Origin of the sequence: Vibrio sp. MMH1-50 (assembly GCF_022347645.1) — a bacterium.
GTDB lineage: Bacteria > Pseudomonadota > Gammaproteobacteria > Enterobacterales > Vibrionaceae > Vibrio > Vibrio harveyi.
The window spans coordinates 93,661-119,960 of the sequence record NZ_JAKRGG010000001.1 but is presented as its reverse complement, the minus strand read 5'-3'; the positions used below and the strand labels follow the sequence as shown (position 1 = coordinate 119,960).

The 26,300-nt window shown below is 41.8% G+C and carries 28 protein-coding genes; 10 read left to right on the top strand and 18 right to left on the bottom strand.

Annotated elements, in window-relative coordinates; translation table 11 throughout:
* The first annotated feature begins 1 nt into the window (after position 1).
* The 6 genes from MHO32_RS00540 (at position 2) to waaA (ending at position 7,410) form a co-directional block, all read left to right on the top strand.
* Entirely contained in the window at positions 2-2,200 is a 2,199-nt protein-coding gene (locus tag MHO32_RS00540) for a YjbH domain-containing protein (RefSeq protein WP_239210499.1), read from the top strand.
* A 136-nt stretch (positions 2,201-2,336) separates the two neighbouring features.
* Positions 2,337-3,278: an ADP-glyceromanno-heptose 6-epimerase gene (gene rfaD, locus MHO32_RS00535; RefSeq protein ID WP_005449311.1), complete on the top strand. Its 942-nt coding sequence runs from the start codon at positions 2,337-2,339 to the stop codon at positions 3,276-3,278.
* A gap of 115 nt (positions 3,279-3,393) precedes the next feature.
* Complete coding sequence (gene lpxM, locus MHO32_RS00530; protein ID WP_239210498.1) at positions 3,394-4,380, top strand: lauroyl-Kdo(2)-lipid IV(A) myristoyltransferase; 987 nt, start codon at positions 3,394-3,396, stop codon at positions 4,378-4,380.
* Complete coding sequence (locus MHO32_RS00525; protein WP_172580328.1) at positions 4,377-5,099, top strand: glycosyltransferase family 25 protein; 723 nt, start codon at positions 4,377-4,379, stop codon at positions 5,097-5,099. The genes lpxM and MHO32_RS00525 overlap by 4 nt, the downstream gene beginning before the upstream one ends.
* Entirely contained in the window at positions 5,096-6,151 is a 1,056-nt protein-coding gene (gene waaF, locus MHO32_RS00520; RefSeq protein WP_010645842.1) for a lipopolysaccharide heptosyltransferase II, read from the top strand. The genes MHO32_RS00525 and waaF overlap by 4 nt, the downstream gene beginning before the upstream one ends.
* Positions 6,145-7,410, top strand: a complete 1,266-nt coding sequence (gene waaA, locus MHO32_RS00515) for a lipid IV(A) 3-deoxy-D-manno-octulosonic acid transferase (RefSeq protein WP_239210497.1) — start codon at positions 6,145-6,147, stop codon at positions 7,408-7,410. The genes waaF and waaA overlap by 7 nt, the downstream gene beginning before the upstream one ends.
* A 61-nt stretch (positions 7,411-7,471) precedes the next feature.
* Here the strand turns inward: waaA and MHO32_RS00510 are convergent, their stop codons facing one another.
* Positions 7,472-7,900: an adenylyltransferase/cytidyltransferase family protein gene (locus MHO32_RS00510; protein ID WP_069218240.1), complete on the bottom strand. Its 429-nt coding sequence runs from the start codon at positions 7,898-7,900 to the stop codon at positions 7,472-7,474.
* Positions 7,897-9,513 (bottom strand): asparagine synthetase B family protein, encoded by a 1,617-nt coding sequence (locus tag MHO32_RS00505; RefSeq protein WP_239210496.1) that lies wholly within the window; start codon positions 9,511-9,513, stop codon positions 7,897-7,899. Before MHO32_RS00505 ends, MHO32_RS00510 begins: the two co-directional genes overlap by 4 nt.
* A 73-nt stretch (positions 9,514-9,586) precedes the next feature.
* On the opposite strand from MHO32_RS00505, the gene MHO32_RS00500 reads away from it, so the two are divergent.
* The gene (locus MHO32_RS00500) at positions 9,587-10,843 is read left to right on the top strand and encodes a CDP-glycerol glycerophosphotransferase family protein (RefSeq protein WP_033008834.1); all 1,257 of its coding nucleotides are present in this window, start codon (positions 9,587-9,589) and stop codon (positions 10,841-10,843) included.
* A 3-nt stretch (positions 10,844-10,846) separates the two neighbouring features.
* Here MHO32_RS00500 and MHO32_RS00495 read toward each other — a convergent pair whose 3' ends face one another.
* From MHO32_RS00495 to MHO32_RS00460, 8 genes are all read right to left on the bottom strand, one after another.
* Positions 10,847-11,764, bottom strand: a complete 918-nt coding sequence (locus MHO32_RS00495; protein WP_009698942.1) for a glycosyltransferase — start codon at positions 11,762-11,764, stop codon at positions 10,847-10,849.
* Positions 11,765-11,778: 14 nt separating this feature from the next.
* The gene (locus MHO32_RS00490; RefSeq protein ID WP_009698943.1) at positions 11,779-12,885 is read right to left on the bottom strand and encodes a DegT/DnrJ/EryC1/StrS family aminotransferase; all 1,107 of its coding nucleotides are present in this window, start codon (positions 12,883-12,885) and stop codon (positions 11,779-11,781) included.
* The gene (locus MHO32_RS00485) at positions 12,878-13,717 is read right to left on the bottom strand and encodes a GNAT family N-acetyltransferase (RefSeq protein WP_239210495.1); all 840 of its coding nucleotides are present in this window, start codon (positions 13,715-13,717) and stop codon (positions 12,878-12,880) included. Before MHO32_RS00485 ends, MHO32_RS00490 begins: the two co-directional genes overlap by 8 nt.
* Positions 13,718-13,844: 127 nt before the next feature.
* Positions 13,845-14,270 (bottom strand): sugar 3,4-ketoisomerase, encoded by a 426-nt coding sequence (locus MHO32_RS00480; RefSeq protein ID WP_009698945.1) that lies wholly within the window; start codon positions 14,268-14,270, stop codon positions 13,845-13,847.
* Positions 14,271-15,137, bottom strand: coding sequence for a glucose-1-phosphate thymidylyltransferase RfbA (gene rfbA, locus MHO32_RS00475; RefSeq protein WP_009698946.1), 867 nt, complete (start codon positions 15,135-15,137; stop codon positions 14,271-14,273).
* The gene (gene rfbB / locus MHO32_RS00470) at positions 15,137-16,201 is read right to left on the bottom strand and encodes a dTDP-glucose 4,6-dehydratase (protein ID WP_239210494.1); all 1,065 of its coding nucleotides are present in this window, start codon (positions 16,199-16,201) and stop codon (positions 15,137-15,139) included. The genes rfbA and rfbB overlap by 1 nt, the downstream gene beginning before the upstream one ends.
* Before the next feature lie 146 nt (positions 16,202-16,347).
* Positions 16,348-17,058 carry a 3-deoxy-D-manno-octulosonic acid kinase gene (locus tag MHO32_RS00465; RefSeq protein ID WP_199449591.1) on the bottom strand — a complete coding sequence of 237 codons (711 nt, stop codon included), beginning with the start codon at positions 17,056-17,058 and terminating at the stop codon, positions 16,348-16,350.
* Positions 17,059-17,082: 24 nt separating this feature from the next.
* Positions 17,083-17,487, bottom strand: coding sequence for a diacylglycerol kinase (locus tag MHO32_RS00460; protein WP_005449346.1), 405 nt, complete (start codon positions 17,485-17,487; stop codon positions 17,083-17,085).
* A gap of 104 nt (positions 17,488-17,591) precedes the next feature.
* Here MHO32_RS00460 and MHO32_RS00455 point away from each other — a divergent pair, with 104 nt between their 5' ends.
* The 3 genes from MHO32_RS00455 to MHO32_RS00445 are packed head-to-tail and all read left to right on the top strand — an operon-like array spanning position 17,592 to position 20,268.
* On the top strand, positions 17,592-18,677 hold the full coding sequence (locus tag MHO32_RS00455; protein WP_239210493.1) for a glycosyltransferase family 9 protein: 1,086 nt from the start codon (positions 17,592-17,594) through the stop codon (positions 18,675-18,677).
* A 38-nt stretch (positions 18,678-18,715) separates the two neighbouring features.
* Entirely contained in the window at positions 18,716-19,483 is a 768-nt protein-coding gene (locus MHO32_RS00450; RefSeq protein ID WP_239210492.1) for a glycosyltransferase family 2 protein, read from the top strand.
* Positions 19,480-20,268, top strand: a complete 789-nt coding sequence (locus MHO32_RS00445) for a glycosyltransferase family 2 protein (RefSeq protein ID WP_005535598.1) — start codon at positions 19,480-19,482, stop codon at positions 20,266-20,268. Before MHO32_RS00450 ends, MHO32_RS00445 begins: the two co-directional genes overlap by 4 nt.
* Before the next feature lie 48 nt (positions 20,269-20,316).
* Here the strand turns inward: MHO32_RS00445 and MHO32_RS00440 are convergent, their stop codons facing one another.
* The 8 genes from MHO32_RS00440 to radC all read right to left on the bottom strand — a co-directional run bounded on the left by MHO32_RS00440 (position 20,317) and on the right by radC (position 26,295).
* A complete protein-coding gene (locus MHO32_RS00440; protein WP_045490674.1) occupies positions 20,317-21,252 on the bottom strand; it encodes a glycosyl transferase family 90 in 936 nt (311 codons plus the stop codon).
* Complete coding sequence (gene coaD / locus MHO32_RS00435; RefSeq protein WP_005449352.1) at positions 21,239-21,721, bottom strand: pantetheine-phosphate adenylyltransferase; 483 nt, start codon at positions 21,719-21,721, stop codon at positions 21,239-21,241. Before coaD ends, MHO32_RS00440 begins: the two co-directional genes overlap by 14 nt.
* 96 nt (positions 21,722-21,817) lie before the next feature.
* On the bottom strand, positions 21,818-22,627 hold the full coding sequence (mutM, locus tag MHO32_RS00430; RefSeq protein ID WP_009698952.1) for a bifunctional DNA-formamidopyrimidine glycosylase/DNA-(apurinic or apyrimidinic site) lyase: 810 nt from the start codon (positions 22,625-22,627) through the stop codon (positions 21,818-21,820).
* A 103-nt stretch (positions 22,628-22,730) separates the two neighbouring features.
* Positions 22,731-23,207 carry a hypothetical protein gene (locus MHO32_RS00425; RefSeq protein WP_005449354.1) on the bottom strand — a complete coding sequence of 159 codons (477 nt, stop codon included), beginning with the start codon at positions 23,205-23,207 and terminating at the stop codon, positions 22,731-22,733.
* Positions 23,208-23,276: 69 nt separating this feature from the next.
* Positions 23,277-24,809 (bottom strand): phosphoethanolamine transferase, encoded by a 1,533-nt coding sequence (locus tag MHO32_RS00420; protein ID WP_239210491.1) that lies wholly within the window; start codon positions 24,807-24,809, stop codon positions 23,277-23,279.
* Positions 24,810-24,896: 87 nt separating this feature from the next.
* Complete coding sequence (rpmG, locus tag MHO32_RS00415; protein ID WP_004410866.1) at positions 24,897-25,067, bottom strand: 50S ribosomal protein L33; 171 nt, start codon at positions 25,065-25,067, stop codon at positions 24,897-24,899.
* 13 nt (positions 25,068-25,080) lie between these two features.
* Positions 25,081-25,317, bottom strand: coding sequence for a 50S ribosomal protein L28 (gene rpmB / locus MHO32_RS00410; protein ID WP_005384783.1), 237 nt, complete (start codon positions 25,315-25,317; stop codon positions 25,081-25,083).
* Positions 25,318-25,620: 303 nt separating this feature from the next.
* Positions 25,621-26,295, bottom strand: coding sequence for a RadC family protein (radC, locus tag MHO32_RS00405; protein ID WP_005449356.1), 675 nt, complete (start codon positions 26,293-26,295; stop codon positions 25,621-25,623).
* Positions 26,296-26,300 lie beyond the last annotated feature (5 nt).

Genomic DNA, 26,300 nt, shown 5'->3' with positions numbered 1-26,300 from the left:
CATGAATCTGATCAGAACCAGTTTATCCCTTTCTCTAATGGGTCCAGCGTTGGTGTGGGCTCAAGACATGCCTTTCGAAGTACCACCATTGCAGCCATCACAAATGGACTTTGGTGGTGTAGGCTTAATGCAAATGCCTACAGGTCGTATGGCACCAGAAGGCGAGTTTAACTTTGCTGTTACTGGCAGCGATGAGTACCTTTTCTATAATGTCACACTACAAGTGATGCCATGGTTAGAGACAACCATTCGCTACACCATGGTGAATGATCTCTTTTATAGTGATGATCCAAGCTTCTCGGGTGATACCAAATACACTGACAAAGGCATCGATTTTAAAGTTCGACTTATGCAAGAGTCAGAGTACTTACCAGAGTTGTCTGTGGGTGTGCGCGACTTTGCTGGTACCGGTCTTTTTGATGGTGAGTTTGTTGCTGCAACAAAACGTTACTCTAACCCAAACCTCGGTACCTTTGATTTCACTTTAGGTATGGGCTGGGGCTACTTAGGTACGCGCGACAACATCAGCAACCCAGCTTGTAAGCTGTCCGATAGTTTCTGTGAACGTCCTTCAGATTTCAAAAATAACGGCGGAAGTGTGGATTTTGAACGTTGGTTCAAAGGTCCTGCAGCACTCTTTGGTGGTGTCGAGTATCAAACTTTGCACGCACCACTGCGCTTTAAGCTTGAATACGACAGTAACGATTACAGCGAAGATTTCCCTGTGGTACGCGGTGGTGTAGACATGACACCTCATACACCTTGGAACTTTGGTGTTTTGTATCGTTTAGGACATATGGCAGATTTTCGTTTGAGCTACGAGCGCGGTGATACGTTAGTTGCAGGCGTAAGCCTTTACACAAACTTCAATGATATGCCGTCTTTCTGGCGTGATGCTCCAACTCCAGAAGTTGAAGACAAACAACCAGAGCAACTGTCTGATGTAGATTGGGAACGTGTTACCGAGGAGCTGGATAAAATTGCTGGCTACCAAAATACCCAACTCTATGTTGAAGACAATACCGTCTCGATTGTTGGCGAACAGAAAAAGTATCGTGATCGCAACGAAGCTCATGAAAAAGCGGCGGCAATCCTTTACAACGAAATGCCAAACAACATTGATACCTTTACTATTAATGAACGTAGTGGTGGATTAATCGGTGATCAAACGGCTATCTCGAAAGAGAAATTCCGAGACTTCACTGAAGTAAACTACCTCACTCCTAGCATTGAAGATGCAACTTCAAAAGGAAATGAAAAACCACAAGGTAATCCTATCTACGACGGTTTTGAGCGTTTCGATTATGGTTTTTCCCCGCAACTGGTTCAAACACTGGGTGCTGCTGAAACATTTTACTTCTTTAGTGTGGGACTTAAAGGTGAAGCCTCTTATTGGCTGACAGATGACTTAGAAATAGGCGGTGCTCTTTATTGGGATTGGTACAACAACTACGACAAGTTTAACTACGTCACTCCGCCGGATGGCACGACGATACCTCGTGTACGCACGATGTTTAGGGCCTATAGAGATGAATATCCTGTAACTATGCAGAATCTTCAATTAACTTGGTTCAAAGAGTACTCAGATACCATGGACCAACAGTTCTACGCTGGTTATCTAGAAAGTATGTTCGCGGGTGTGGGTACCGAATTCTTGTACCGACCGAAAGGCGCAAACTGGGCGATCGGTGCGGATGTTAACTTGATCTCTCAACGCGACCCGCAAAGTTACTTCGGTGTGTACGATGAAAAGTGGCAGTATGTTCCAGAATACGGAGATCCTTTCCAAGTTATTGATAAAGGCTTCACAGGTTTCGTTTCTGCGTATTACTACCCCCAATGGGATTTTCTATCCAATTTGATGGTACAAGTAGATGTGGGGCAGTTCCTCGGTGGTGACGTCGGTACTCAAATAAACATAGCTAAGCAGTTTGACAGTGGCGTAATCGCCGGTGCTTACGCTTCGTTTACGAATTTAACTGCAGAAGAGTTTGGTGAAGGCAGTTTTACTAAAGGTCTCTACATTTCGATTCCATACGATATCATGACAGTGAAACCAAGTAACAATAGAGCAAACTTCTCTTGGCAACCAATCACTCGTGATGGTGGTCAGAAGCTAAATAGAAAATACGAACTTATTCAATTAACAGACGAGCGCAACCCTTGGTACCAAAGACCAAACGCGTCAAACGCTGAATAACAACACTATTTAAGGGAGCTTCGGCTCCCTTTTGTTTATACCCAAGCGCTCTATACCTTTCTTTTCCTTCCAATAGCGCTAATTTCTGTTTCTTGCTAGAATTCCTGAGAAAATTTTAATCTATGGTGGAAGTCTTATGATCATCGTAACTGGTGGTGCTGGCATGATCGGCAGCAACATTGTTAAAGCACTGAACGAAGCAGGTATTAACGATATTCTGGTTGTCGACAACCTAAAAAATGGCAAGAAGTTTAAAAACTTAGTTGATCTTGATATCACAGATTACATGGATCGTGATGACTTCCTTACTCAAATCATGGCAGGTGACGACTTCGGTCCTATCGAAGCCATCTTCCATGAGGGTGCTTGTTCTGCGACAACCGAGTGGGACGGCAAATACATGATGCTAAACAACTATGAGTACTCAAAAGAGTTGCTTCATTACTGTCTAGATCGTGAAATTCCATTCCTGTACGCGTCATCAGCAGCAACATACGGCGAAACAGAAACGTTTGTTGAAGAACGTGAATACGAAGGCGCACTTAATGTATACGGTTACTCAAAGCAGCAATTTGATAACTATGTGCGTCGCTTATGGCAAGATGCCCAAGAGCATGGTGAACAGCTTTCTCAAATCACTGGTTTCCGCTACTTCAATGTGTATGGTCCGCGTGAAGATCACAAAGGTAGCATGGCATCGGTAGCCTTCCACCTAAATAACCAAATCAATGCAGGTGAAAACCCTAAATTATTTGCAGGCAGCGAATCATTCAAACGCGACTTCGTTTACGTTGGTGATGTGTGCAAAGTAAACCTTTGGTTCCTAGAAAATGGTGTTTCTGGCATCTTCAACTGCGGTACTGGTCGTGCAGAATCTTTTGAAGAAGTGGCAAAAGCAGTGGTCAAACACCACAACAAAGGTGAAATCCAAACCATTCCGTTCCCTGATCACCTAAAAGGCGCTTACCAAGAATTCACTCAAGCGGATCTAACTAAGCTTCGTGCAGCTGGTTGTGATGTAGAATTCAAAACGGTAGCTGAAGGTGTTGCTGAATACCTAGCGATTCAAAACCGTTAATTCCCTTCAAAGGTGGTAGTTAACTCTCTACCACCTTTACTCTGATACGATTACTAGTATCATTTCTACAGACCCCCAATCGCCTTTCTTCAAAAATATAGGTACTTAAAACTTCATGACTAATCAACGTGATGATTTCGATCCTAAAGCTTATAACCCTGAATTTGAGCGCCACTTTTTAGCGCCGAAGTATTGGGGTACGTGGATAGGCGTTGTCCTTTCTTTGCCGCTTGCTTTACTACCTTTAGGGGTTCAAAAATGGCTAGCAAAAACCATCGCGAAGAAACTGGCTAAATCGCACAAAGGTCCGGCTCACCGAGCTCGAGTCAACTTTGAGCTGTGCTTCCCAGAGAAATCATTTGAAGAGCGCGAAGCACTGATTGAAAAAACGCTTTATACCGCAGCATTGTTCTTTTTCCGTTTCAGCTTACTTAGCTTACGTTCATCTAAATGGTTACAGAAGCGTTGCCAGATCCGAGGTTTAGACATCCTTCAAAAACACATCGACAATGATGAGAAAGTCATTTTGATGGTTCCGCACTCATGGGCAATTGATATTCCTGCGGTGTTACTTGCTTCGATGGGAATGCCCGTCTCTGCGATGGCAAAAAAGCAGAAAAATGAAGTGGCAGATTGGCTAATGCACGAACAACGTGTGCAATATGGTGGTCGCGTTTATGAACGCTCTGGTGGTGTTAAGCCGTTTTTGAAATCAGTTCGTGACGGTTACATTGGCTATTACTTACCCGATCAGGATCATGGTCCTGAACACAGCGTTTTTGTCGATTTCTTTGCAACCAGAAAAGCAACGCTCCCAGGCTTAGGTAAAATTGCCAAACTATCACGCGCTAAAGTGTTACCTATGTTTGCTTCTATGAATACAGAAGATGGTACGTTTGATATCGAAATCTTACCGGCGTTTGAATTAGACAAGGGCGAAGAACAAGATGCTCGCACTTGTAACCAAGCGATTGAGTACTTTGTAGCAAATAAGCCTGAACAATACATGTGGGTGTTGCAGCTTTTACACTCCCAAGAAGATGGCAATAACTATTACAATTTGTTTAAACCAAGATATAACAGCGACTGGAAAGTGCAGTGAAAGTATTTGTCGTAAGCTTGGCTCGATCACTAGATCGCCGAGAACGTATTGAAGAAAAGTTAAAACAACAGGGCATTGAGTTTGAATTTTTTGATGCCGTAGATGGATCTATTGACGGTTTTCTTCATTCAGAAAAAAGCCGTCCAACCATTACTCAGCGTCGTAAAGGGTATCAATTAAAAACCAGTGAAGTCGCCTGCTTCTCAAGCCATTACGAGTTGTGGGTCCGCTGTACTGAGCTCGATGAACCGATCATTATCTTAGAAGATAACGTCGACCCTGTAGAAGGATTAAAGCAAGTACTCACGCATACCCTTCCGCTGACTTCTACTTATGACTATATCAAGCTGTCTGCCACTCAGAAGCGTGCATTCACTCCGATCATACCGATTGATGATAGTCATATGCTAGGAGGCTACTCTGCTGGGACTTGTGGTACCACCGCTTATATTGTCACACCGAAAGCAGCCTCTAAGTTTGTTAAGCATGCTCAAGAGTTTATCGAACCGGTAGATGACTACATGGAAAAACCATGGCGTCATAATGTTCAGACTTACAGTGTTGCCCCAGATCTTTTCACTAGAGCTCAAATCGCTTCAACGATTGGCGCTAAAAGAAAAGACAAGTCGAAGATGACCGTACCTAATAAGATCTACGCAGAACTCTTCAGAACCTACGAATCCATTCTTAAGTTTATGTACTGGAAGAACAAAGCATGAAAATACTCATCATCGGACCATCTTGGGTTGGTGATATGGTGATGTCACAGTCACTGTACATCGTTTTAAAGCAACTTCATCCAGAAAGCCAAATTGATGTAATTGCACCAGGTTGGTGTAAACCAATTCTTGAGCGCATGCCAGAGATCCACCAAGCCATTGAAATGCCTATTGGTCATGGTGAGTTCAACTTATTGGGTCGTCGAGAAATTGGTAAATCATTACGAGAAAAACAGTACGACCGCGCCTACATCCTACCGAAGTCTGCAAAGTCAGCACTGATTCCTTGGTTTGCTAATATCCCACTTCGCACTGGTTGGAAAGGTGAAATGCGCTACGGTCTACTCAATGACTTGCGTCCAAATATGAAATCTTTCCAGTTTATGGTTGAGCGCTATGTTGCATTAGCCTATTCACAAGCGGAGATGATCGACTCTTCTTCTCTGGGCGGCTTAGAAACATTGCCTCGCCCTAGCCTGTTTATAGATAAACAAGAACAAAGCGCTACGATTTCTAAGTTTAATCTCAACCAAGAATCTCCTGTTGTTGGTCTATGCCCAGGAGCGGAATTCGGTCCCGCGAAAAAATGGCCCGAAGCGCACTATGCAGAAGTGGCAATTCAAATGGCGAAATCAGGGCATCAGGTATGGCTGTTTGGCTCTCAAAAAGATCTCGAAACCTGCAACAACATCAAGCAATTAGTACCTCAAGAACATCAGCATCAGATTCACGTTCTAGCAGGGCAAACAAGCCTGATTGAAGCGGTTGATCTTCTGGCGGCTTGCCAGACCGTTGTTGCGAACGACTCAGGTCTGATGCACGTGGCAGCGGCCGTTGGCTGTAATGTCGTGGCGGTCTATGGCTCCACCTCACCGAAATACACGCCACCACTTGCAGAGAAGGTAGAGATTGTTCATACGGACATTGACTGCCGTCCATGCTTTAAGCGCGAGTGTCAGTTTAAGCATTTGAAGTGCTTAACTGAGTTATCGCCAAAGCAAGTTTTGGATAGTATTCAAAAACTAGAAGCGATCGCTGTTGGCTCATGTTAATTCGTATTCTCTATACTCTCTTGCTCACAATCGCATCGCCTTTCCTATTGTTTGGCTTATACAAAAGTAAGCCAAACAAACCCAAATTTGGTCAACGTTGGAAAGAGCACTTTGGTATTACTCCGAAATTAACAAGCGACGAAAAGCCGATTTGGATACATGCAGTCTCTGTCGGCGAAAGCATTGCTGCTACGCCTTTTATTAAGGCGCTTAAAGAGCAAAACCCTGAGCAGCCTATTCTGGTTACGACCACGACGAGTACCGGAGCGGAACAGATTGCTAAGCTGGGTGATTTAGTTGAGCACCGCTATATGCCAATTGACTTCGCCTTTGCGGTAAAACGCTTCCTGAAGACAACACAACCGAAGAAAATGCTGATCATCGAAACGGAGCTGTGGCCAAATACGTTAAACGAGGTCCATAAAACCGGTATTCCTATCAGCGTGGTCAATGCCCGCTTATCGGAAAAATCATGTAGCAACTACGCCAAAATTCAGCCTTTGTTTAACCTGATGTTGCCATGCCTAACTCAGGTTCTTTGTCAGACAGAGTCAGACGCAAACCGTTTTGAACGACTGGGGGTTGATAAAAACAAACTGAAAGTCACTGGCTCTATTAAGTTTGATATTCAAATCTCGGGTGATGTGAAAGAAAAGAGCAAAATACTAAGGCAAGAGCTAGGTCAAAATCGCCCTGTGTGGATTGCAGCAAGTACTCATAAGGGCGAAGACGAACAAGTCTTGGCAGCACATAAAAGAGTGTTAGAGTCACACCCAGATGCACTTTTGATCCTTGTACCTCGTCACCCAGAACGTTTTGATGATATGTACGATCTCTGTCAACAGCAAGGCTTTGAAACCGTACGTAGAACCACACAAGAGAACGTGGCTAATTCAACTCAAGTCTATCTCGGCGATACAATGGGAGAAATGCTTCTATTGTTAGGGGCTGCAGATATCTGCTTTATGGGTGGCAGCTTGGTTGGAGATAAGGTTGGTGGACACAATGTATTGGAGCCTGCAATACTAAAAAAAGTCGTCATCACCGGCCCTAGCTATTTCAACTTTAAAGACATAGTAAATGATCTGATACAGGCAAATGGGATGTTAGTATCCAAAGATTCTGCTGGCATTGGGAATCACCTGACACATCTTATTTCTGAACCACAATCACAACATGTTTATGGTCAAAATGCCTACGAATATGCCGTTAAAAATCAGGGGGCATTAGCCCGGACGATTAAGCACGTGACAATCTAGCTCTAAAAAAGCCAGCATAATTGCTGGCTTTTACATAACAACGAAGCTGATTAGGTCAGAATTACTCTTCTGTCTGATCGCTTCGTAGAGAAACTAAAGTTTCGTTGATTAAAGTGCTCGATGTACCTTCCGTGTACGGAAAGTAAATTACCTTACACCCAACAGCTTCTAAATCTTTCTCATGCTCTTGCCATTTTGGCGTTTCATACCAGTCATCACCTACGAATAAGTAGCTTGCGTGGTTCTTTTTCGCAGCCGCAGCTTTGTCCATGTTCTTTTGAGGAATAGCAACATCAACATATTTGCAAGAGCGTACAACTTCAATACGCTCATGGTAAGGGATTACTGATTGTTTTCCTTTATAAGAAACCAGTTCATCCACTGTAACACCTACGACTAGTTTATCGCACATAGCTTTAGCATTACGCAGAAGGTTAACGTGACCAACATGGAAGAGGTCGAAAACACCGCTCGTGTAACCAATAATCATTTCAATAGAACCTTTAAATTTTCTTCAAACCACAATTCATATGATGATAACGATCGCGGGTTATCAAATACTTTTGTTAGATCAACTGGAAAACCAACTTTTTTCTCATAGGCAAACTCATCACCTTTTAATGGTGCGATCAAACCACGTAACGGTAACTTACCTAAGGAACCATTCATCAATTGACTAGCACTAAATTTAATTGCTGCCTCAAATACGTGATGGTTGGCAATCGGATCTCGACCTTCAATTCCCGCAGCCATTAATGCGAAATCTAAGCGCCTGAAAAGCACTGGCATGTGATACTTGATAAAGAAGTAGCGAACCTTCTCAAATGGAGAAAGATGCTCTAGCTCATCAAATAACATCGAAAAGTGCTTGTAAGTTTTTGTGCCTTTATCTGGCACTTTGTAGCAATAGAAATTCAAGAATGTATCAAGATCAAACGAATCACAAGTTGCTGCCCAATTGAACACTCTGTCATAACCACCAAAGAACTCATCAGCACCTTCACCAGAGAGAAGTACTTTCACGCCATCTGAAGCGGCAACTTTTGAGATCCTGTATAAAAGGACTTCATTTGGCACTGACATTGGCTCACCACGTAAAGCGATTAGCTCGTCAAAACACTGTTTGTACTCAGCGGGGTCACATTCATAGATAGTAAGGTTGGGAATATTTTGAGACTTAAGAAAAGTAATATCCTCATCGCCTTTAAAACCAATTGTGTATAGCTTTTCGATATCAGAGAGTTGATGTATTAGATTACTGTCGATCCCTCTGCTCATCAAAAGACCGACTTTGGCATCAGCAACCAGTCGGCTGTTGATACCATCTTTGACATGCCTTTCCAGTTCATCTTGCGATACTTCTGTGTACTTTTGAAAATAATCTAAGCTTTCAAAATAGCATCCGTTAACAAAACATGAGCCCGGTTCAACAACAGAAACACCGTCAAAATATGAGCCACTGAAAATGGGAGCTCGAGCAGCATGATATTCTTCAACTGCTTGAGGGTTAACAGGTAAGTCAAAGAGCTCTTTGAGAACATTAGGTTCCGAAGAAAAAGATATGCCATCATCTGATTCAAAGTAAAAAAGTGGTTTTACACCAAACTTGTCTCTACATGCATGTTGGAGAGTACCTTCAGGGTTGACATATACAAATGCAAAAAAACCATCTAGTTCATTCTCTAGAAGCTTACCTGAAACGATAAGATCACTTAAAAGCGTAGTATCACTCGTATACTCTCGTTCAAAGTACTTAAAACCTAACTCTTTGTAGTTAAGAATCTCACCATTAAAAACTAACATTCCACCCTTTCCATCAATGACTGGCTGGTTACTGCCTGAGCCAAGTTCAATGATAGAGAGTCGAGAGTGATAAGCTTTCCAGCCAGAGTGCTCTACTAAACCAGAAGAACAATCAGGCCCTCTAAAACGCAAGCAATCTTCAATGATCTTACTATGCTCTTGCGTTACTTGAGGTTCATTAGAGATAAAAATACCGCACATGTTATGCCTTACTTCAAATTGAGGTAGATTTGGCTGTACCGAGATGCCATCATCCTCTATGATCCCACCATCTCGGCTAGAGCCTAAATATTGCTCCATAGTTTACACTAGAACGACTCAAGGTTATAGAATGGGGCTGCTTTCTGCGGTAAAAGACTTCAAGGTTCACAACATGTCATTAAAAACACTTTTCAAGACGCTAAAAAAACAGATTAAGTATCAAAAAAAGATTATCCAAGACAACCAACGGGTCAAAAGAATAAAGAGAAAAGACAAGATCAAAGTTGGATTTTTTGTTTTACATCATAGTGTATGGAAAAGTGACCCAGTTTTCAAAGCAATGTTAGAAGATGATTATTTCGAACCATTTATTTTCATCTGCCCTGTAAATAATATTGAAGATAATCAAGCGATCGAAGATATAAAAACGAATGTTAGCTTTTTTGAAAAGAAAGGATATCCTGTCGTAAGTTCTTATGATGAAAATAGTTCGAACTGGGTAGATATAGATTCATTAGGTATTGATCTTATATTTTTCTCTAACCCTCATAAACTAACTAAAAAAGAATACTACGCAAAAGCATATAGTAAATACCTATCAGTTTATATTCCTTACGCCCACCAAGTATCTAAATACAATAATTATAAATCACAGTACAATCAAGATTTTCACAATATGATGTGGGCTATCTATGCACCTCACTTCGATGACATGGATATATTCAAAGAATACGCTATTCAAAAAGGAAAAAACGTCATTGTGACAGGTTACCCTTCCATGGAGCCTTTGCTTGAAGATAACCAGCCTAACGAGAGCCCTTGGAAGCAACAAGAGAATACAAAACGAAAAGTTATCTTTGCTCCACATCACACTATCGACACACCTGAACTTCCATATAGTACTTTCATCAAGTTTTCTGATGTTATTAAAGAGCTTTCTGAAAAGCACAAAGATGATATTCAATGGGCTTTTAAACCACACCCATTATTAAAAGAAAAACTGTACCATCATACTGATTGGGGCAAAGAAAAAACCGACGAATATTATGATTACTGGAAAAACTCCCAGCACTGTCAACTGGAAGAAGGGGATTATTACGATCTATTTAAATCTTCAGATGCAATGATTCATGATAGTGGCTCTTTCTTGGCAGAGTATCTCTATGTTAAAAAACCTGTATTATACTTATCTCTTAGTGAAGACATTCGAAATTATCAAAATGCGTTTGGTAACAAAGCCTACGATTGTTGTACAAAAGGTCATTCTGAAAAGGATATCAATCAATTTATAAGTGAAGTTATTGATGGAACAGCAAAAGTTGATAATACATTTTTAGAAAATGATATTTTGGTTCACTTTGCTGACAAGACACCAACTCAAAAAATAATATCTCACATAAAAGAAAAACTAATGGATAGCCCCAATTAGGGGCTACTTCATTCTTCGCAACACTTTAAATGCATTGTGAAAATCACCAGTTTTCAAAAGGTAAGTCAGAGTATATATATATAGCTTTGACTTATTGTATGGAATTCCCATCATAAACTTAGCTATCTTCACTCTTTTTTCTATTGCGCTTACTACTTGTGCATTTGGCTTACTGTTAACATCGACTAAATTCATTTCGAGGTCTTTCAGTTCTCTTTCAGCATTGACAACTATATTTCTATACTTATCTTCGTATGTTGTCTTACTAAAATCAGAAACCCCACCGACTCGGTACTTCAACCATAGCTTGTGTTCATAATGGGTTCCATTTAAAAGAAAAGCTCGAATGACATTAATTCTGTCTTCGTTTATCAAACCAAAATCATACGGCTCAAACAAGTCCAAAATTTCTGCGCTATACGCGGCACAACAACCATTAACTATGCACTTTCTATTGATTATGTTGTCTAGGGAGTACGGTTTAATAGAAACGCCTTCTGATTTAAAGCTTTCGATAACTTCGCCACACTCAGAGATTTTCTCAAAGCCACCAATAATCAAAGACGGTTTATTATTGTTGACCCAAGCAGAGTATGTTTGCTCTACTCTCTCCGGATAAGCAATGTCGTCACCAGCTTGAACAATTATCAGCTTTTCGGAAAACTTTCCTCTCAGGGAATTAATTTGGCTAACAAGACCAATATTTTTCTCATTGTGTCGATATTCGACATTCAAGCCTTCTGGCGCAGCATCGATCTCTTGAAGTATAAGATCGTGACTCTTATCGGGAGAGCAATCATCTAATACTAAAACCAAGCCTGGCCAAGCTGTTTGGTTGAATATCGATCTTAGACTCTCTCTTATATACTCTTCTTGCTTATAGCAAAATAATACATAAACAACATCATCTAGAATCTTCACATTACCTTTCCTCATCAATCGATTTGAAAGCTATTGATTGCATCGACAACAAGTGCTTTTTCTTCGTCAGTCAAACACGGAGACATCGGCAATGATAATACTTCGGTCTGCAATTTCTCAGTAATAGGCAAAACAAGATGGTTGTATTGTTTGTACGCCTGCTGCTTATGAGGTGCTATAGGGTAATGTACTTGCGTTTGAATTCCGTTATCCGCAAGGTGAGCTACTAACTCATCGCGGTATTTCGTTCGTATAACGAACAAGTGCCAAACATGAGATTCTGGTTCATCGATTAATGGTAATTCGATGAGAGGATTCGTCATATTTGACAAATAAAACTCAGCTAGATTACGTCTTGCTTGCGTTTGTTTTTCCAAATATTTCAACTTAACCCGGAGCATCGCTGCTTGGATTTCATCAAGGCGGCTATTTTGCCCAGGATAGATGTTTTGATACTTAACATGAGAGCCATAGTTTCTTAGAGCTTTCAAGGTATCTGCAAGCGTATCGTCATTGGTTGTGATAGCACCACCATCACCTAATGCTCCTAGATTTTTTCCTGGATAAAAGCTAAAACCGGATGCATCACCAAATGCTCCAGATCGAGTATCTTCTAAGCTTGCACCATGAGATTGAGCACTATCTTCTAACACGAGTAAGTCGTACTTTTTAGCGATATCAAGAATTACTGGCATATCCGCTAATTGACCATATAAGTGGACTGGCAAAATAACTTTGGTCTTATCCGTAATCGCTGCTTCAATTGCAAGTGGGCAGATATTGTGAGTCTTCTCATCCGGTTCAACAAATACAGGAGTTAGTCGAGCTTCAGTAATTGCTAGAACAGAGGCAATATATGTATTTGCTGGAACGATAACTTCATCACCATCCTTGATTTTTCCTAGCTCTCGCCATGCTTTCAAGGTTAAAGTTAATGCATCAAGCCCATTTGCTACTCCAATACAGTGCTTAACACCACAGAACTTCGCAAATTCACTTTCAAAACTTTCCGTCTCAGAACCAAGAATATACCAACCAGAATCGATGACCCTGTTGCAAGCCTCTTTAAGCTCTTGCTTATATTCATCGTTTAGTGTTTTAAGGTCGAGAAAATTAACCATTTATATTAATCTCATAAAAGTCATGAACAACAGCTCTTGCACCAAAAGCTTCTTTTTGAAAAATAAGACCTGTATTTAAATACTTACCATTGTCTTCGTTGGAGTTACCAAAATCAAAATAGCTTTTTTCTGGATACACTTCAGTAATCAAGTGATGAATAACCAAATCCAACGCACCTAGTTTTCGTCCTAGATCATTTGATGCAAGATATTGACAGTGAACGATATTTTCATTCTCAAATACGACTGAACCAGCCAGAACTTCATCTTCATGATAAGCTAAGTAACATTTAATATTATCTTTAAAAATAGAACCAAGATGGGTAATTTCATCCAAAGTATGAACTGGATTTACACCATGTTGTTTCGACAATACATCATTTAGCAACTTCCAGTATGCATCAAAGCTACCAACTTCTTTAATGGTTACACCATTTTTGATTGCTTTTTTGAAGCTACGACTTCTATGGTATGGCAACCTGTTGCTCATAAAGATAGTTGAACTTACATCTCTTCGGTATAACTCAGCATTGATTCTAAAAAGTGCGTACAAATCTTCTTCACAAGCATTATCTGAATATATGTATGGCATCTTTTTGTAGATTAACTTATCCATTCCTTGAGACTTGTAGTACTCGAGAACGACAGAAAAAACTTCCAACATTTTCTCCGTTGTCATTAACCCACAACTCAAAAAACCACCAAAAGTTAAGCCTTGATGAGTGAAAATAGTAGTGCCAGATTCATTTGCTGGAAGCAAAGATATAATTCTATTTTTATCATCAAATATCATCAATGAATGATCATTGAATCTATCCTTGTGATACTCCATGTAATCTCTATTAAACATGAAGTGTTTATTTCTACATTTAGATAAGTATAAATCCCAATCGCTCTTAAACTCATCTGAATATCTTGTAACTCTCATCGAAAATGACCTGGTTTAAACACTGTTAAAATCAATCTGAAACTCTAATATTGTTAACGTTTTCAACTGCTAACAAAAAATCACTATAATTTCGAATATAATCGGCTTCATCATAGAAGTCGCTTGCAACAACCATCAACACACAATCTTCTGAAAAGTCGTGCATCTCTCGCCATTTAAGCCCTTTGATATGCAGACCGACATCCGGAGAAGATAACGTCACCCGCTCCTTCGTTGTTCCGTCATCAATCAAGAACGTAACACTACCTTTCATACAAATTGCGACTTGCTCTAAATCGTAGTGAGCGTGAAAACCTCTTGATAACCCACTTTGAGTATCAAAAATGTAGTAAATACGCTTGATATCAAACGGAATGTTTTTATTTTGCTCTAATGAGATCAAAGAGCCTCGCTCATCACCCATTTTTTGGAAAGAAATCAGCTGTATATTAGACATTTATTCTTCCAATAACTCTAGAAGGTAGCGCCCATAATCATTTTTGGACAACGCTTTACCCGCTTTCTGGATTTGCTCTTTCGTTAACCACCCATGGCGATAGGCAATTTCTTCAAGACATGCCACTTTATAGCCTTGACGTTTTTCGATCGTTTCAACAAAGTGCGAAGCTTCAAGCAAACTGCCATGTGTCCCGGTATCTAACCACGCAAAGCCTCGCCCTAAAATATCGACGGTTAACTTTCCTTTCTCTAGATAAGCTTGGTTGATACTTGTAATCTCAAGCTCTCCTCGGTGAGAAGGCTCAATGGTCTTTGCGATTTTAACGACATCATTGTCGTAAAAATATAAGCCTGTCACCGCATAGTTTGATTTCGGTTCAACTGGCTTTTCTTCAATTGAAAGAGCTCGCATTTGATCATCAAATTCAACGACACCAAAACGCTCAGCATCTTTTACTTTATAACCAAAAACAGTTGCTCCTTCACTTAAAGCCGCTGCTTGCTGAAGTTTTGGCGAAAAACCCTGCCCATAAAAGATATTGTCGCCTAGAACCAAACACACAGAGTCATCACCGATAAACTCTTCACCAATAATGAATGCTTGAGCTAGACCATCTGGCGTGGGTTGGATTGCGTATTGCAGTTCGATACCAAAGTCAGAGCCATCACCAAGCAAGCGCTGAAAACCTTCTTGGTCTTCAGGAGTGGTAATCACCAAAATCTCACGAATACCAGCAAGCATAAGTACTGACAGTGGGTAGTAGATCATTGGCTTATCGTATACAGGCAGTAACTGCTTAGAAACGCCTCGTGTGATTGGGTATAAACGCGTACCAGAACCACCAGCAAGAATAATACCTTTCATTATTCACCCGCTCCTAATCGTTCAAGAGTGTATGAGCCATCAAGCACACGTTGCCACCATTGCTGGTTGTTTAGATACCATTCAACGGTTTTTCGAATGCCACTTTCAAATGTTTCTTCAGGCGTCCAGTTCAGCTCTCGAGCAATTTTTGTTGCATCAATTGCATAGCGTACATCATGACCTGGTCGATCTTTCACATACGTGATCAACGATTCATAAGATTCAACACCTGCAGGTTTGTTTGGTCGAAATTCTTCAAGTAGCGAGCAAATGGTTTTCACGACTTCAATATTCGCTTTTTCATTGTGACCACCGATGTTGTATGTCTCGCCAATTTCACCTTCTGTCACGACTTTGTAGAGTGCGCGAGCATGATCTTCGACGAACAACCAATCACGGATTTGCATACCATCACCGTACACAGGCAACGGCTTGCCATCCAAGGCATTCAAAATCATCAGTGGGATCAGTTTCTCTGGGAAATGGTAAGGTCCATAGTTGTTCGAGCAGTTGGTCACCAACGTAGGAAAACCGTAAGTGCGTTGCCACGCTCGAACAAGATGATCGCTGGACGCTTTAGAAGCGGAGTACGGGCTACTTGGCGCATAGGATGTAGTTTCAGTAAACAAATCATCCGTACCTTCTAGGTCACCATACACTTCGTCGGTAGAAATATGATGGAAACGGAAAGCGGCTTTGCGAGTCTCATCCAGTGTCGACCAATATTGACGAGCCGATTCAAGAAGGTGATACGTCCCCATGACATTGGTTTCAATAAATGCCGCAGGTCCATCAATGGAACGGTCTACGTGAGATTCAGCCGCAAGGTGCATCACGAGATCAGGTTGATGCTTTGCAAATACGCGATCAAGCTCGTCACGTTGACAGATATCAACATGCTCAAAATGGTAACGTTCACTATCCGATACTTCCGCTAAGGACTCTAAATTGCCAGCGTAAGTCAATTTATCTAGGTTAATGACGGTATCTTGGGTATCACGAATGATGTGTCTTATGACTGCAGAGCCAATAAAACCAGCACCACCAGTTACTAGTATTTTCATTATGAACGTTACCTGCTTAATATTGTGCTCACGTAAAGCACGAGAAATCTTGTTTAATTGTAGTTAAATGTGCGCTTAAACTACGCCACTTGGCTTACCTTAATAAGATAGCCAAGTCTAAATTTTTGATTGTTCGTCGTTGGCACCTAACGACTTAAAGAGTACGCCTTTTCAAGCACAGCGAAGTCGCTTTCTTGCCAATGTATTTGACGTTTGTTCAGCTCTTTCAGAAACGAGCGCTTCAAACGCTCTAAGTTGCCTTGCTTCCAATCACCATCCGGTTGCTGAGAGCATTTATCAAAATCGATGATCCATACCTTTTCTTGCTCATCAATTAAGATGTTGTGAATGTTCAGATCGGTATGGTTCACGTTGACGTTGTGCATCTTGGCAATTTCTTGCCCTACCTTCTGGTACATCGCTTCCGGTAATGGGTTTTCTTGCAAAATACTGACCAAGTCTTTGGCATTGGGAATTCTTTCGCTCAAAAGATCCGCTTGGTAAGTTAAGCCAGTTTTAACTGCGCGCGCAGCAATCGGTCGAGGGACATTCACACCAGACTCAATCAGCACTCTGAGTAGGTTAAACTCTTGTAGGCTACGAGTCTGCTCCCATCCAGTAAACCAATAGTGATCTTCAACCAACTTGCCAAATAAACCACCACGGCGGTAATGACGCAAAGCAGCTTGCATAGTCTCAAGTTGAACAAACCATGTGGTTCCACGTCCGGATGCGCTACCCACCACTTTATCTTGCTCTTGCCAATATTGGGCATCAAACAACGCTTGGCTTAGGTCAGTGATGATTTCATCATCAAACCACACCATGCTATTGCCTTGTTGATAACTCTGAGTCATGTCGAAAGTTGCCGTTAGGTTTTATTAAAAGTAGTGGCTGATAAGAATATACAGCCATGTAAAGCCAGCAAAAAATAGCGCAACCATCACTGCGGCTGAGCCAATGTCTTTTGCTCGCCCACTCAGTTCATGATGCTCGACACCAATTCTATCAACAACGGCTTCAATGGCAGAGTTAATCAGTTCAACGATAAACACTAACACTACAACGCCTAACATGAGAATGCGTTCTACAACACTTAAATCAAATACACACACCAATGCAATCGCAAGTACCAGCATGGCTAATTCTTGCCTGATGGCTGCTTCATGTTTAAACGCTGCTTTCAGCCCTTTTGCAGAATATCCAGCCGCTTTGATGACGCGCGTCAAACCCGTGTTTCCAGGTTTACCTGAGTTCAATGATTGGTGTTGTTTTGTCTTTGACATTAAGAGGGGCTCGTCAGTACTCATTATAGAAGCGGTGTATTTTACATTTATTGGGGATGTCTGCATAATTTACCTGCATCTATTTATCTTATCAGACAATAACTATGTTCACTTCTGCCCCTTCTTCACTCTGTATATTGCGTTTATCCGCCATCGGCGACGTTTGTAATACCATCGCGACGGTTCAAGCGATTCAAAAACAATGGCCTGATACCCATATCACTTGGATTACTGGCAAGCTTGAAGCTCAATTGCTGCAAGCGATAGATGGTGTTGAAGTGATTGTTTTTGATAAAAAAGCAGGTCTTGATGGTTATAAGTCATTGTGGAAGCAGCTCAAAGGACGCAAGTTCGATGCTTTGCTTCATATGCAATATGCCATTCGAGCGAGCGTGGCGACGTTAGGTATTAAAGCGAAGTACAAACTTGGGTTCTCTTCTGACCGTAGCCAAGACTTTCAAACTTTGTTCACCAATGTCAAAGTTCCTTCACCAAGATCTTTGCATGTTGCGGATGGTTTAATGGCGTTTGCCCATCAAATTGGTGTGCCTCAGTCAGAACTTACTTGGTCATTGTCGTACTCAGAGCAAGATGCTCTCTGGGCAGAAACTAAGGTCTCAGAAACTAAACTCTCGAAAACTCAGCGCCAAGCTGATAAGCCGAATCTATTGTTGGTCCCGGGGGCAAGCAAAGCTTATAAGAACTGGAACGCAGAAGGTTATGTTGATGTTATCAACCATGCGCGAGAGAAAGGCTGGAATGTCATCTTAGCGGGTAGCCCAGCGAAAGTAGAGGTCGACTTAGCTGAGCGCATTCAATCTTTACTTACAGAGCCTTGCTTAAACTTAGTAGGCGAAAGCTCCATCATGCAAATGCTAGCACTGATTGATAAGGTTGAGATGGTGATTGCACCAGATACTGGTCCTGCTCATATGGCAAGTGCAATGCAAACCCCGATTATTGGCTTGTATGCTCACCATAACCCTGTCCGTGTTGGTCCTTATAACTATTTGAAATACGCCGTTTCAGTGTATGAAGAGACCATTTTTGCAGAGACTGGAAAAACCAGCCAAGAGCTAAGCTGGCGAACGCGAGCAAAAGATGAAAAAGCGATGAACCGTATCACGAGTGATCGTGTCATGGTTATGTTTGATCAAGTCGTAGAAGATTTGTATCCCCAATATCAGTAAACTCCCCCTATATAAGATTGTTTAAGAAGGAAACCAACTTGTCTAAACCCACTTTAGCCGTTGCCTTAATCGTGAAAAATGAAGAGAAGCACCTACAAGCTTGTCTAGACACAGTGAAAGATTGGGCTGATGAGATTGTCCTTCTTGATTCAGGCAGTACTGATCGCACTGAAGAAATCGCCAGACAATATACCGACAAGTTTTACACCAACTTGGAGTGGCCAGGATTTGGCAAACAGCGCCAACTTGCTCAGCAATACGTAACCGCAGATTATGTGCTTTGGTTGGATGCCGACGAACAAGTCACGCCAGAGCTGAAAGAAAGCATTTTAAAAGCCGTTGAGAATGACGAGCCAAACACACTGTACAAAGTGAATCGTCTGAGTGCCGCGTTTGGTAAGTTTATCTACCACTCAGGGTGGTCACCAGATTGGATCGTTCGTCTCTACCGCACCAGTTATACCCACTACAATGATGCTTTAGTGCATGAAAAAGTCGAAGATAAAGGCTTTTCAATCAAGAAACTGGATGGCAGATTACACCACTATACGTACGAACACCTCCATCATTACATCAACAAAACCACAGGTTACCTCAAAGCTTGGACAGACGAGCGAGAAGGCAGGAAAAAATCTGGTCTCAGCACGGCAATCATCCATGCATTAGCCAGTTTTTTGAAGATGTACATTCTTAAGCGTGGTTTTCTTGATGGTAAGCATGGCTTCATCCTTGCGTGGTTAAGCATGCATTCTACCTTCGTTAAATACATCGACTTATACTTACGCGAACAGGCGAAAAAACAATGAAAACGACTTTAATTATTACCACTTATAACTGGAAAGAAGCCTTAAAATCCGTGTTAGAAAGTGTAAAGCGCCAAACCGTTTTGCCTGATGAAGTTATTGTGGCAGATGATGGTTCTCGTGAAGATACCAAAGCAATGATTGACCAAATGCGTGAAGGTTTTCCGGTTCCACTGGTACACAGTTGGCATGAAGACAATGGCTTCCAGCTTTCTATGAGTCGAAACCGTGCAATCGCTAAAGCATCAGGCGATTACCTAATCATGATCGATGGCGACATGGTATTGTCACAAACCTTTATTGAGTCCCACAAACGCGTGGCAAAACCAAATTGGTTTGTTCAAGGTGGTCGAGTTCTGACTGACGAAGCGTGCAGCCGTGAAATTATGGAAAACGGATTGGTTCCTTCTGTATTTAGCAAAGGGATCCGCAACCGCAAGAACTGTATCACGAACTCACTGCTATCGAACTGGTTCTCATACGAACGCAACAACGATAAGGCGACTCGCGGCTGTAATATGGCGTTTTGGCGACAAGATGTTATCGAGGTGAATGGCTTCAACCAAGATTTTGTCGGTTGGGGACGTGAAGACAGCGAATTTGTTCATCGCATGCTTAACTCAAACAAGTCACGTCTTTACCTAAAATTCGCCGGTGTGGGTTACCACTTATATCACGTAGAAAACTCTCGTGCGTCATTGGGTCAAAACGATGAGATCTTAGATAACACCATTAAAAACAAACTTAAGCGTTGCGAAAACGGTGTTGACCAATTTCTAGAAGCGTAAAAACTTTAGAAGCTTATAAAAATATGAAAGGGGCGTTTCGCCCCTTTTTTATTGTTGTTGAGATAAGGTGAAGTACTTATCGGCAACCATCAATGAGATCAAACGCTCTTTACGTTTATCTTTAAACTGCTCAACCCATTGGTGCGCATTCTCAATGATCGCTAATGCTTCTTGCTCATTCGCTAAGTAATAGTCCATCTTTTCAGGCAAATCCGAATAATCATCCTTCACTTCAACATAGTGGATGCCAGCTTCTAGCTTACCTTCCATAAACCATGTTTCGTACTTAGGCTTTGACATAATAACCAATGAGTTCGAGGACATTGCCCACTTCAGGTTGGTTGCAACATCATTGCCTTCAATACACAACAAGAACTTGTATTGAAGCTGCTCCTCAATACTCATAAAGCCTTTTTCCCAAGGCTGTCCTTCTTGTGGTCGAGTCTGACCAATATTGCACTGCGGATGATCGTAGAAAGCATGAATTACCGTTTGACGGTGAGGCTGAAAACCGACGCCTCGCCACGCTACCATGTCTTTCTTATCTCGGTAGCTCATTTCGTCATCCACAAATTTAAAGTGACGAATTTGATTCAGCTTTAAAACGATAGAATTCTGATTGTCACCATGGATAGGACGACTTTTAATAAAGCTCGGCACATTAGGAATATGCGTCACATCACCATTGATGTAGTTAAACGTAAACTCAGATGGGAAATAGCGTATAACTTGGCGCGTATCGAAAAAATAAGTCCAACCTTTTGTTTTTTTGAACTCACCAATCTTAGCGTAACTCTGCTCTCGGCTATCGACCGAAAACAACTGTTCACACTTGTTGTAATAATTCACTCGCTCAAGACAGTACTGCTTCTCCGCTTCAGTCAGAGTCGAAAGTAAACGTTTTGCTTGCTCTCGATAGACAAAACGAGGGATCAGCATCGAGAGAGCGTTTGAGAAATAATAAGGAAACTTACTGTCTTTCATTTACTTTCTTCTCGATAGCCTTAGCCACTGCCGCAGGAACAAATTGCTCAATACTGCCACCATGGATGGCAACCTCACGTACGATGGTCGACGATAAAAAAGCAAACTCTTCTTCAGGGGTCAAAAATACACTCTCAATCCCAGGCAATAACTTGCGATACATGTTGGTCAAGCCAAATTCATACTCAAAATCGACCGTCGTTCTTAACCCACGAATCAATACTTTAGCCTGCTCTTGACGAGCAAAATCCACCAGTAACCCAGAAAAGCCTTTCACTGTTACACCAGGTAAATGCGCCACTACCTCTTCCATCAAAGCAACGCGTTCTTCCAATGTGAACATCGTATTCTTTGAAGGGCTTGCTGCGACTCCGATAACGACTTCATCGAACATTTCATGGGTGCGCTCGATAAGATTTAAGTGACCATTGGTAACTGGGTCAAATGTTCCTGGGTAAATGACTTTCATAGGATGTACTGATTTATTCAAAACTGTATGAATTATTGAAGGAAAGGTCGGCGATTACAACTGCTTGATAGAAATACACCTGAGACGATCTTATTTCTACTGCTGACACACATTGCAAAAGAAGGTATTACGTTGCCCTATTTTCTGCTCTTGGAGCACTTCACCGCATTCTGGACATGGCTCTCCGGCTTTTCCGTAAACTAATAACTCTTGTGCAAAGTAACCAGGTTTGCCGTCCGCTTGGGCGAAGTCTTTAAGTGTAGTTCCACCTTGCTGAATCGCGATTTCTAACGTAGCTTTGATGTTCTCCACCAGTAATCGCCACTCTTTCTTAGTTAGTTTTCCTGCTGGGCGAGTTGGGTGAATGCGGGTTTTAAATAAAGACTCATTGGCGTAGATATTCCCAACGCCAACCACCACTTTATTGTCCATAATGAACTGTTTAACCGCAACACGCTTACCTTTGGCTTTGTCTGCCATATATTCAGCGTTGAACTCCTCGGTTAAAGGCTCAGGTCCCATATGATCTAACACGGTGTGAGACTCATTAGGAGCGCTCCAAAGCCAAGCACCAAAACGACGCGGGTCGTTGTAGCGTAGCACTTTGCCATTGGTGAGTTTAAGGTCAACATGATCGTGCTTTGCCGCAGGGAAATCAGCGTCGAGTACACGCAATGAGCCAGACATGCCAAGGTGAACAATCGCTGTACCTTGGTCAGTATCAATCAATAAGTACTTGGCACGACGACGAATATTACGAATAACCTGCCCTTCCAAAAGCTTAAGCTCTTGAGGAATATCCCAACGTAGCTTCGGAGTACGAAAAACAAATGCCTTGATCGTCTGCCCAATCATATGAGGGCTGATCCCCATTCGGCTTACTTCAACTTCTGGTAATTCAGGCATTTGACTCTCCTTAACAGCGTCAGAAACAACATTAGTGAGCGCTTAGCATAATAGAAAAGCAGCATGACAAACACAGTTTCAGCGAAAGGTTATTACGCAACTTTTACTTAGGCATGATGTAGTTACCATCAACAGAAATGGCGATCCACTTGTCTTGCCAATTTTTAAATAGCCAAAAATCGTCAAGGCGGTAAAAGGTGATACGTTGTGGCTCTTCCAAACCTTGATACCAGACTTCGATGCTTTCCGGCGATGAAAGACGAGGCTTTAACTGTTCATACTGCTGAGAGTTGAGTTCTGTGCCTTCAAGTGATTGCCAGCGAGTCACTATTTCTTGTACGGGGATATTGGCTTTAATGTTGGATTGCCACTGTCCATTTTGCTTGTCTAATTCCCAACCAGCATAGTAAATGGCACTGACATCATGATCGGAGCGCAACAAGTTTGGATACGGATCCACTTGTTCATCGATAAGGTAGGTTTTGATCCAAGTTGGCGCATTAAGGATCACCATGAACACGATGATGCCTAAGATTAGAATATTGTTCCAACGACGGCGGCGGTGCACCTTTTTAGACATAATTCACCTCATCGCGTAAATCAGCAGCAGCTTAACCAAGCTGCTGCTATTTAGAGAATCTACATTAAACTATGATTGAATCGGATCATCTTTTAACGCACTTAGCGGAACCAATTTACCTTCTCCATTATTCACTTCCGGCACATCCGCATGTGAAGAGAAGAAAGAAGGTAACGCATCCAACCTCTGACTGGAGACACCCATCAATTCAGAGATTGCTTTGATCATTGTGAAGCCATTACGTGGATAATCAACTACTTTTCGTTCATTGAAGTCCGAACCAATGACAAACAAAGGCACTTCGTAAGATTGTTTTACCGATGGATCATGACGCAAGTTTTCACCACTATTGCGATGCCCAAGTCCGTGATCGGAAACATAAATCAAGTTGTATGGCAGCGACTGCTTCCCAGCAAGTTGGTTAATTTTCTCTAGCATTGTGTCTGTTTGCTTTATCGACTCAATGTAACAAGAGATCTTGCTGCCATTGAAGTCAAACTCAACATCACCTTCCACACGATCACAGAAACCTGGGTGTGAGCCAATTAAGTGGATCACAATCAATTTTGATTTATCGTCACTCGACAGCGCTTTTTGAATGCTTGGCAGCAGTGTGCTGTCATAAACGTTCGAGTCTCTAAAGCTACCGCTGCGTGTAAAGGAAACATGCTCAGCATAGTTAGCAATTGAACTGATCCCGGTATCGAATTCTCCCATTCGACCCTGGTTAGAAATCCAATAGGTTTCCACACCAGCCATTTGCGCTAAGGTGTTGATGTTGTTATTCAGCTCAATATCAAGACCATCATTCATTGTGACGTAGCGCATTACCGAAGTGAACGTGTTCGGACCTGGGGACAAAAAGTTTGTCCAAAGCTGCCCTTTGGCCGTCGACATAAACGGCGTGTTTTCCATCGGCAGACCATACGCATTCATGTAGTCTTTTCGTACGCTTTCACCAATCACAAAAATGGTGTTCTTAGCCTCGCTCGGTGTTTTAGTAATTTGCCAAGAGGCTGGGATTTCACGTTGAGCCATGATCTCTGCATTGTATTGATGGTACATGTTGTACGAATCAAACCAATCAAAGATAAATCGAACTGGTGGGTAACGCATGTAAGAGAGCAATGCATGCGTGTAGTCGCTATCAACATTACGGTCTTTAATGGTGCGAATAGGCTTATCTAAGAGTAAGAACGAAAACAAGATCAGACAGAACACTGATGTTTTACGACCTTTAAGTTGTGGTACCCATTTGAACAGATAAAAGGACGCTGCAGCGAAAAGTGCCACGACTGCCAACGTTTTGAGCTCCAAGTCATTAAAGAACTCAAGCGCTTCTGAAGGGTTGGTCTCAATCAGTGAAGAAATGATGGTCAAATTAGGATGACCATAATTCCAAGAAACAGGAATATAGAAAGTCGCAGTCACAGCTAACAAGGCATATACCCAGTGACCAATACGATGAGCTTTAAGAAAAGCAATCGTAATCGACATTAAGATAAGACAGTCCGCTTTTATTTCATAACCCAGTGCGGCACTAAACATCACAGCTAAGATAATTAATGCAACAAACTTCAAGGCTTGTAACCCTAAATGCATACTTACTTTACTCCTATAACTACAGCAAATAATAAAAAACCCAGCTCGAGAGCTGGGTTTTTTAAATCGTCAAAGAGACAAAATCAATTATTTGATTTTCGCTTCTTTGTACATAACGTGCTGGCGTACAACTGGATCAAATTTCTTGATCTCAAATTTGCCTGGCATGTTACGCTTGTTCTTATCAGTTGTGTAGAAGTGGCCTGTACCTGCTGAAGATACTAGACGGATTTTCTCACGAACGCCTTTCTTTGCCATTGCCTATTTCCTCTTAAACGTTTTCGCCACGTGCACGCATATCAGCAAGAACAGTATCAATACCCTTCTTGTCGATGATACGCATACCTTTTGCAGATAGGCGTAGTTTAACAAAACGTTTTTCGCTCTCTACCCAGAAACGATGAGTTTGTAGGTTCGGCAGAAAACGACGCTTAGTAGCATTTCGTGCGTGTGAACGGTTGTTACCCGTTACTGGACGCTTACCAGTTACTTGGCATACTCGTGACATGAATGTCTTCTCCAAAATCGTTTCAGCTCGATATCAACCTTGGTGGCCGAACCTCTCTATTTCTTGGAAAGAAGTTAGAGGTTAAGAACCGCTATGGAAAATCCATACAAGGCTATCAAAGGTCGCGCATTATACTAACTTGATATGCATTGCTCAAGACCCGAACAGATCCTTTTTACAGGTTTTCGTGATCTTTTTTTAGACAGCAGGTTTTTTCTAGCAGTCCAAGCTGAATTCAGTTAAAAATTTAGTGGCGAGGATGATAGCAGATTTTTAGCAACTAACAACCTAAAAAACGCACAGTTATATCCAACCTCTTTCGGCAAAAGAGACGCTTTCCCCATCTCCGATAACGAAATGGTCCAAAATCCGAATATCCACCAGTGCTAATGCATCAACTAAACGCCGCGTAATCCTTCTGTCTGCTTGGCTCGGCTCCGCTACACCAGATGGATGGTTGTGTGCCAGAATTAACGCAGCGGCATTGTGGTGCAAGGCGCGTTTGACCACTTCTCTTGGATATACTGACGCCGCATCGAGTGTGCCTTCAAATAAAATCTCATCTTTTATCACTCGATGCTGGTTATCTAAGAAAAGAATGTAAAAAGCCTCTCTTTGACGGTCTCTTAATATAGAGGAAAGGTAAAGTTTGGTTTGTTCTGGACTGGTTAACGCATCACCACGCTTTAATGTCTCGGCTAAATAGCGTTGTGTCATTTCCAAAACAGCTTGCAACTGCACATACTTGGCTTGCCCTAACCCTTTATGCTGGCAAAACTCTTTCTCTGAAGCCGAAAACAACTGGCGCAGTGATCCAAAGTCTTGAATAAGAAAGTCAGAAAGCTCTATCACGTTCATGCCTTGCGTGCCTGTACGTAGGAAAATTGCAAGTAACTCCGCATCCGATAGCGCTTGCGGACCGCGTTGCAGCAATTTCTCTCTTGGCATGGACTCGTTAGGCAAGGTTTTCAGTGTCATTAGTC

What these genes read in the sequence shown, in the direction of transcription:
- MHO32_RS00540 (WP_239210499.1), top strand. Translation starts at nt 2, where the DNA reads ATGAATCTGATCAGAACCAGTTTATCCCTTTCTCTAATGGGTCCAGCG.
- radC (WP_005449356.1), bottom strand. Translation starts at nt 26,295, where the DNA reads ATGACACTGAAAACCTTGCCTAACGAGTCCATGCCAAGAGAGAAATTG.
- MHO32_RS00505 (WP_239210496.1), bottom strand. Translation starts at nt 9,513, where the DNA reads ATGGAGCAATATTTAGGCTCTAGCCGAGATGGTGGGATCATAGAGGAT.
- waaA (WP_239210497.1), top strand. Translation starts at nt 6,145, where the DNA reads ATGTTAATTCGTATTCTCTATACTCTCTTGCTCACAATCGCATCGCCT.
- rfaD (WP_005449311.1), top strand. Translation starts at nt 2,337, where the DNA reads ATGATCATCGTAACTGGTGGTGCTGGCATGATCGGCAGCAACATTGTT.
- lpxM (WP_239210498.1), top strand. Translation starts at nt 3,394, where the DNA reads ATGACTAATCAACGTGATGATTTCGATCCTAAAGCTTATAACCCTGAA.
- MHO32_RS00485 (WP_239210495.1), bottom strand. Translation starts at nt 13,717, where the DNA reads ATGGAGTATCACAAGGATAGATTCAATGATCATTCATTGATGATATTT.
- MHO32_RS00480 (WP_009698945.1), bottom strand. Translation starts at nt 14,270, where the DNA reads ATGTCTAATATACAGCTGATTTCTTTCCAAAAAATGGGTGATGAGCGA.
- waaF (WP_010645842.1), top strand. Translation starts at nt 5,096, where the DNA reads ATGAAAATACTCATCATCGGACCATCTTGGGTTGGTGATATGGTGATG.
- rfbA (WP_009698946.1), bottom strand. Translation starts at nt 15,137, where the DNA reads ATGAAAGGTATTATTCTTGCTGGTGGTTCTGGTACGCGTTTATACCCA.
- MHO32_RS00510 (WP_069218240.1), bottom strand. Translation starts at nt 7,900, where the DNA reads ATGATTATTGGTTACACGAGCGGTGTTTTCGACCTCTTCCATGTTGGT.
- mutM (WP_009698952.1), bottom strand. Translation starts at nt 22,627, where the DNA reads ATGCCTGAATTACCAGAAGTTGAAGTAAGCCGAATGGGGATCAGCCCT.
- MHO32_RS00445 (WP_005535598.1), top strand. Translation starts at nt 19,480, where the DNA reads ATGAAAACGACTTTAATTATTACCACTTATAACTGGAAAGAAGCCTTA.
- MHO32_RS00455 (WP_239210493.1), top strand. Translation starts at nt 17,592, where the DNA reads ATGTTCACTTCTGCCCCTTCTTCACTCTGTATATTGCGTTTATCCGCC.
- MHO32_RS00465 (WP_199449591.1), bottom strand. Translation starts at nt 17,058, where the DNA reads ATGACTCAGAGTTATCAACAAGGCAATAGCATGGTGTGGTTTGATGAT.
- MHO32_RS00490 (WP_009698943.1), bottom strand. Translation starts at nt 12,885, where the DNA reads ATGGTTAATTTTCTCGACCTTAAAACACTAAACGATGAATATAAGCAA.
- MHO32_RS00420 (WP_239210491.1), bottom strand. Translation starts at nt 24,809, where the DNA reads ATGCATTTAGGGTTACAAGCCTTGAAGTTTGTTGCATTAATTATCTTA.
- MHO32_RS00425 (WP_005449354.1), bottom strand. Translation starts at nt 23,207, where the DNA reads ATGTCTAAAAAGGTGCACCGCCGCCGTCGTTGGAACAATATTCTAATC.
- rfbB (WP_239210494.1), bottom strand. Translation starts at nt 16,201, where the DNA reads ATGAAAATACTAGTAACTGGTGGTGCTGGTTTTATTGGCTCTGCAGTC.
- rpmB (WP_005384783.1), bottom strand. Translation starts at nt 25,317, where the DNA reads ATGTCACGAGTATGCCAAGTAACTGGTAAGCGTCCAGTAACGGGTAAC.
- rpmG (WP_004410866.1), bottom strand. Translation starts at nt 25,067, where the DNA reads ATGGCAAAGAAAGGCGTTCGTGAGAAAATCCGTCTAGTATCTTCAGCA.
- MHO32_RS00440 (WP_045490674.1), bottom strand. Translation starts at nt 21,252, where the DNA reads ATGAAAGACAGTAAGTTTCCTTATTATTTCTCAAACGCTCTCTCGATG.
- MHO32_RS00460 (WP_005449346.1), bottom strand. Translation starts at nt 17,487, where the DNA reads ATGTCAAAGACAAAACAACACCAATCATTGAACTCAGGTAAACCTGGA.
- MHO32_RS00500 (WP_033008834.1), top strand. Translation starts at nt 9,587, where the DNA reads ATGTCATTAAAAACACTTTTCAAGACGCTAAAAAAACAGATTAAGTAT.
- coaD (WP_005449352.1), bottom strand. Translation starts at nt 21,721, where the DNA reads ATGAAAGTCATTTACCCAGGAACATTTGACCCAGTTACCAATGGTCAC.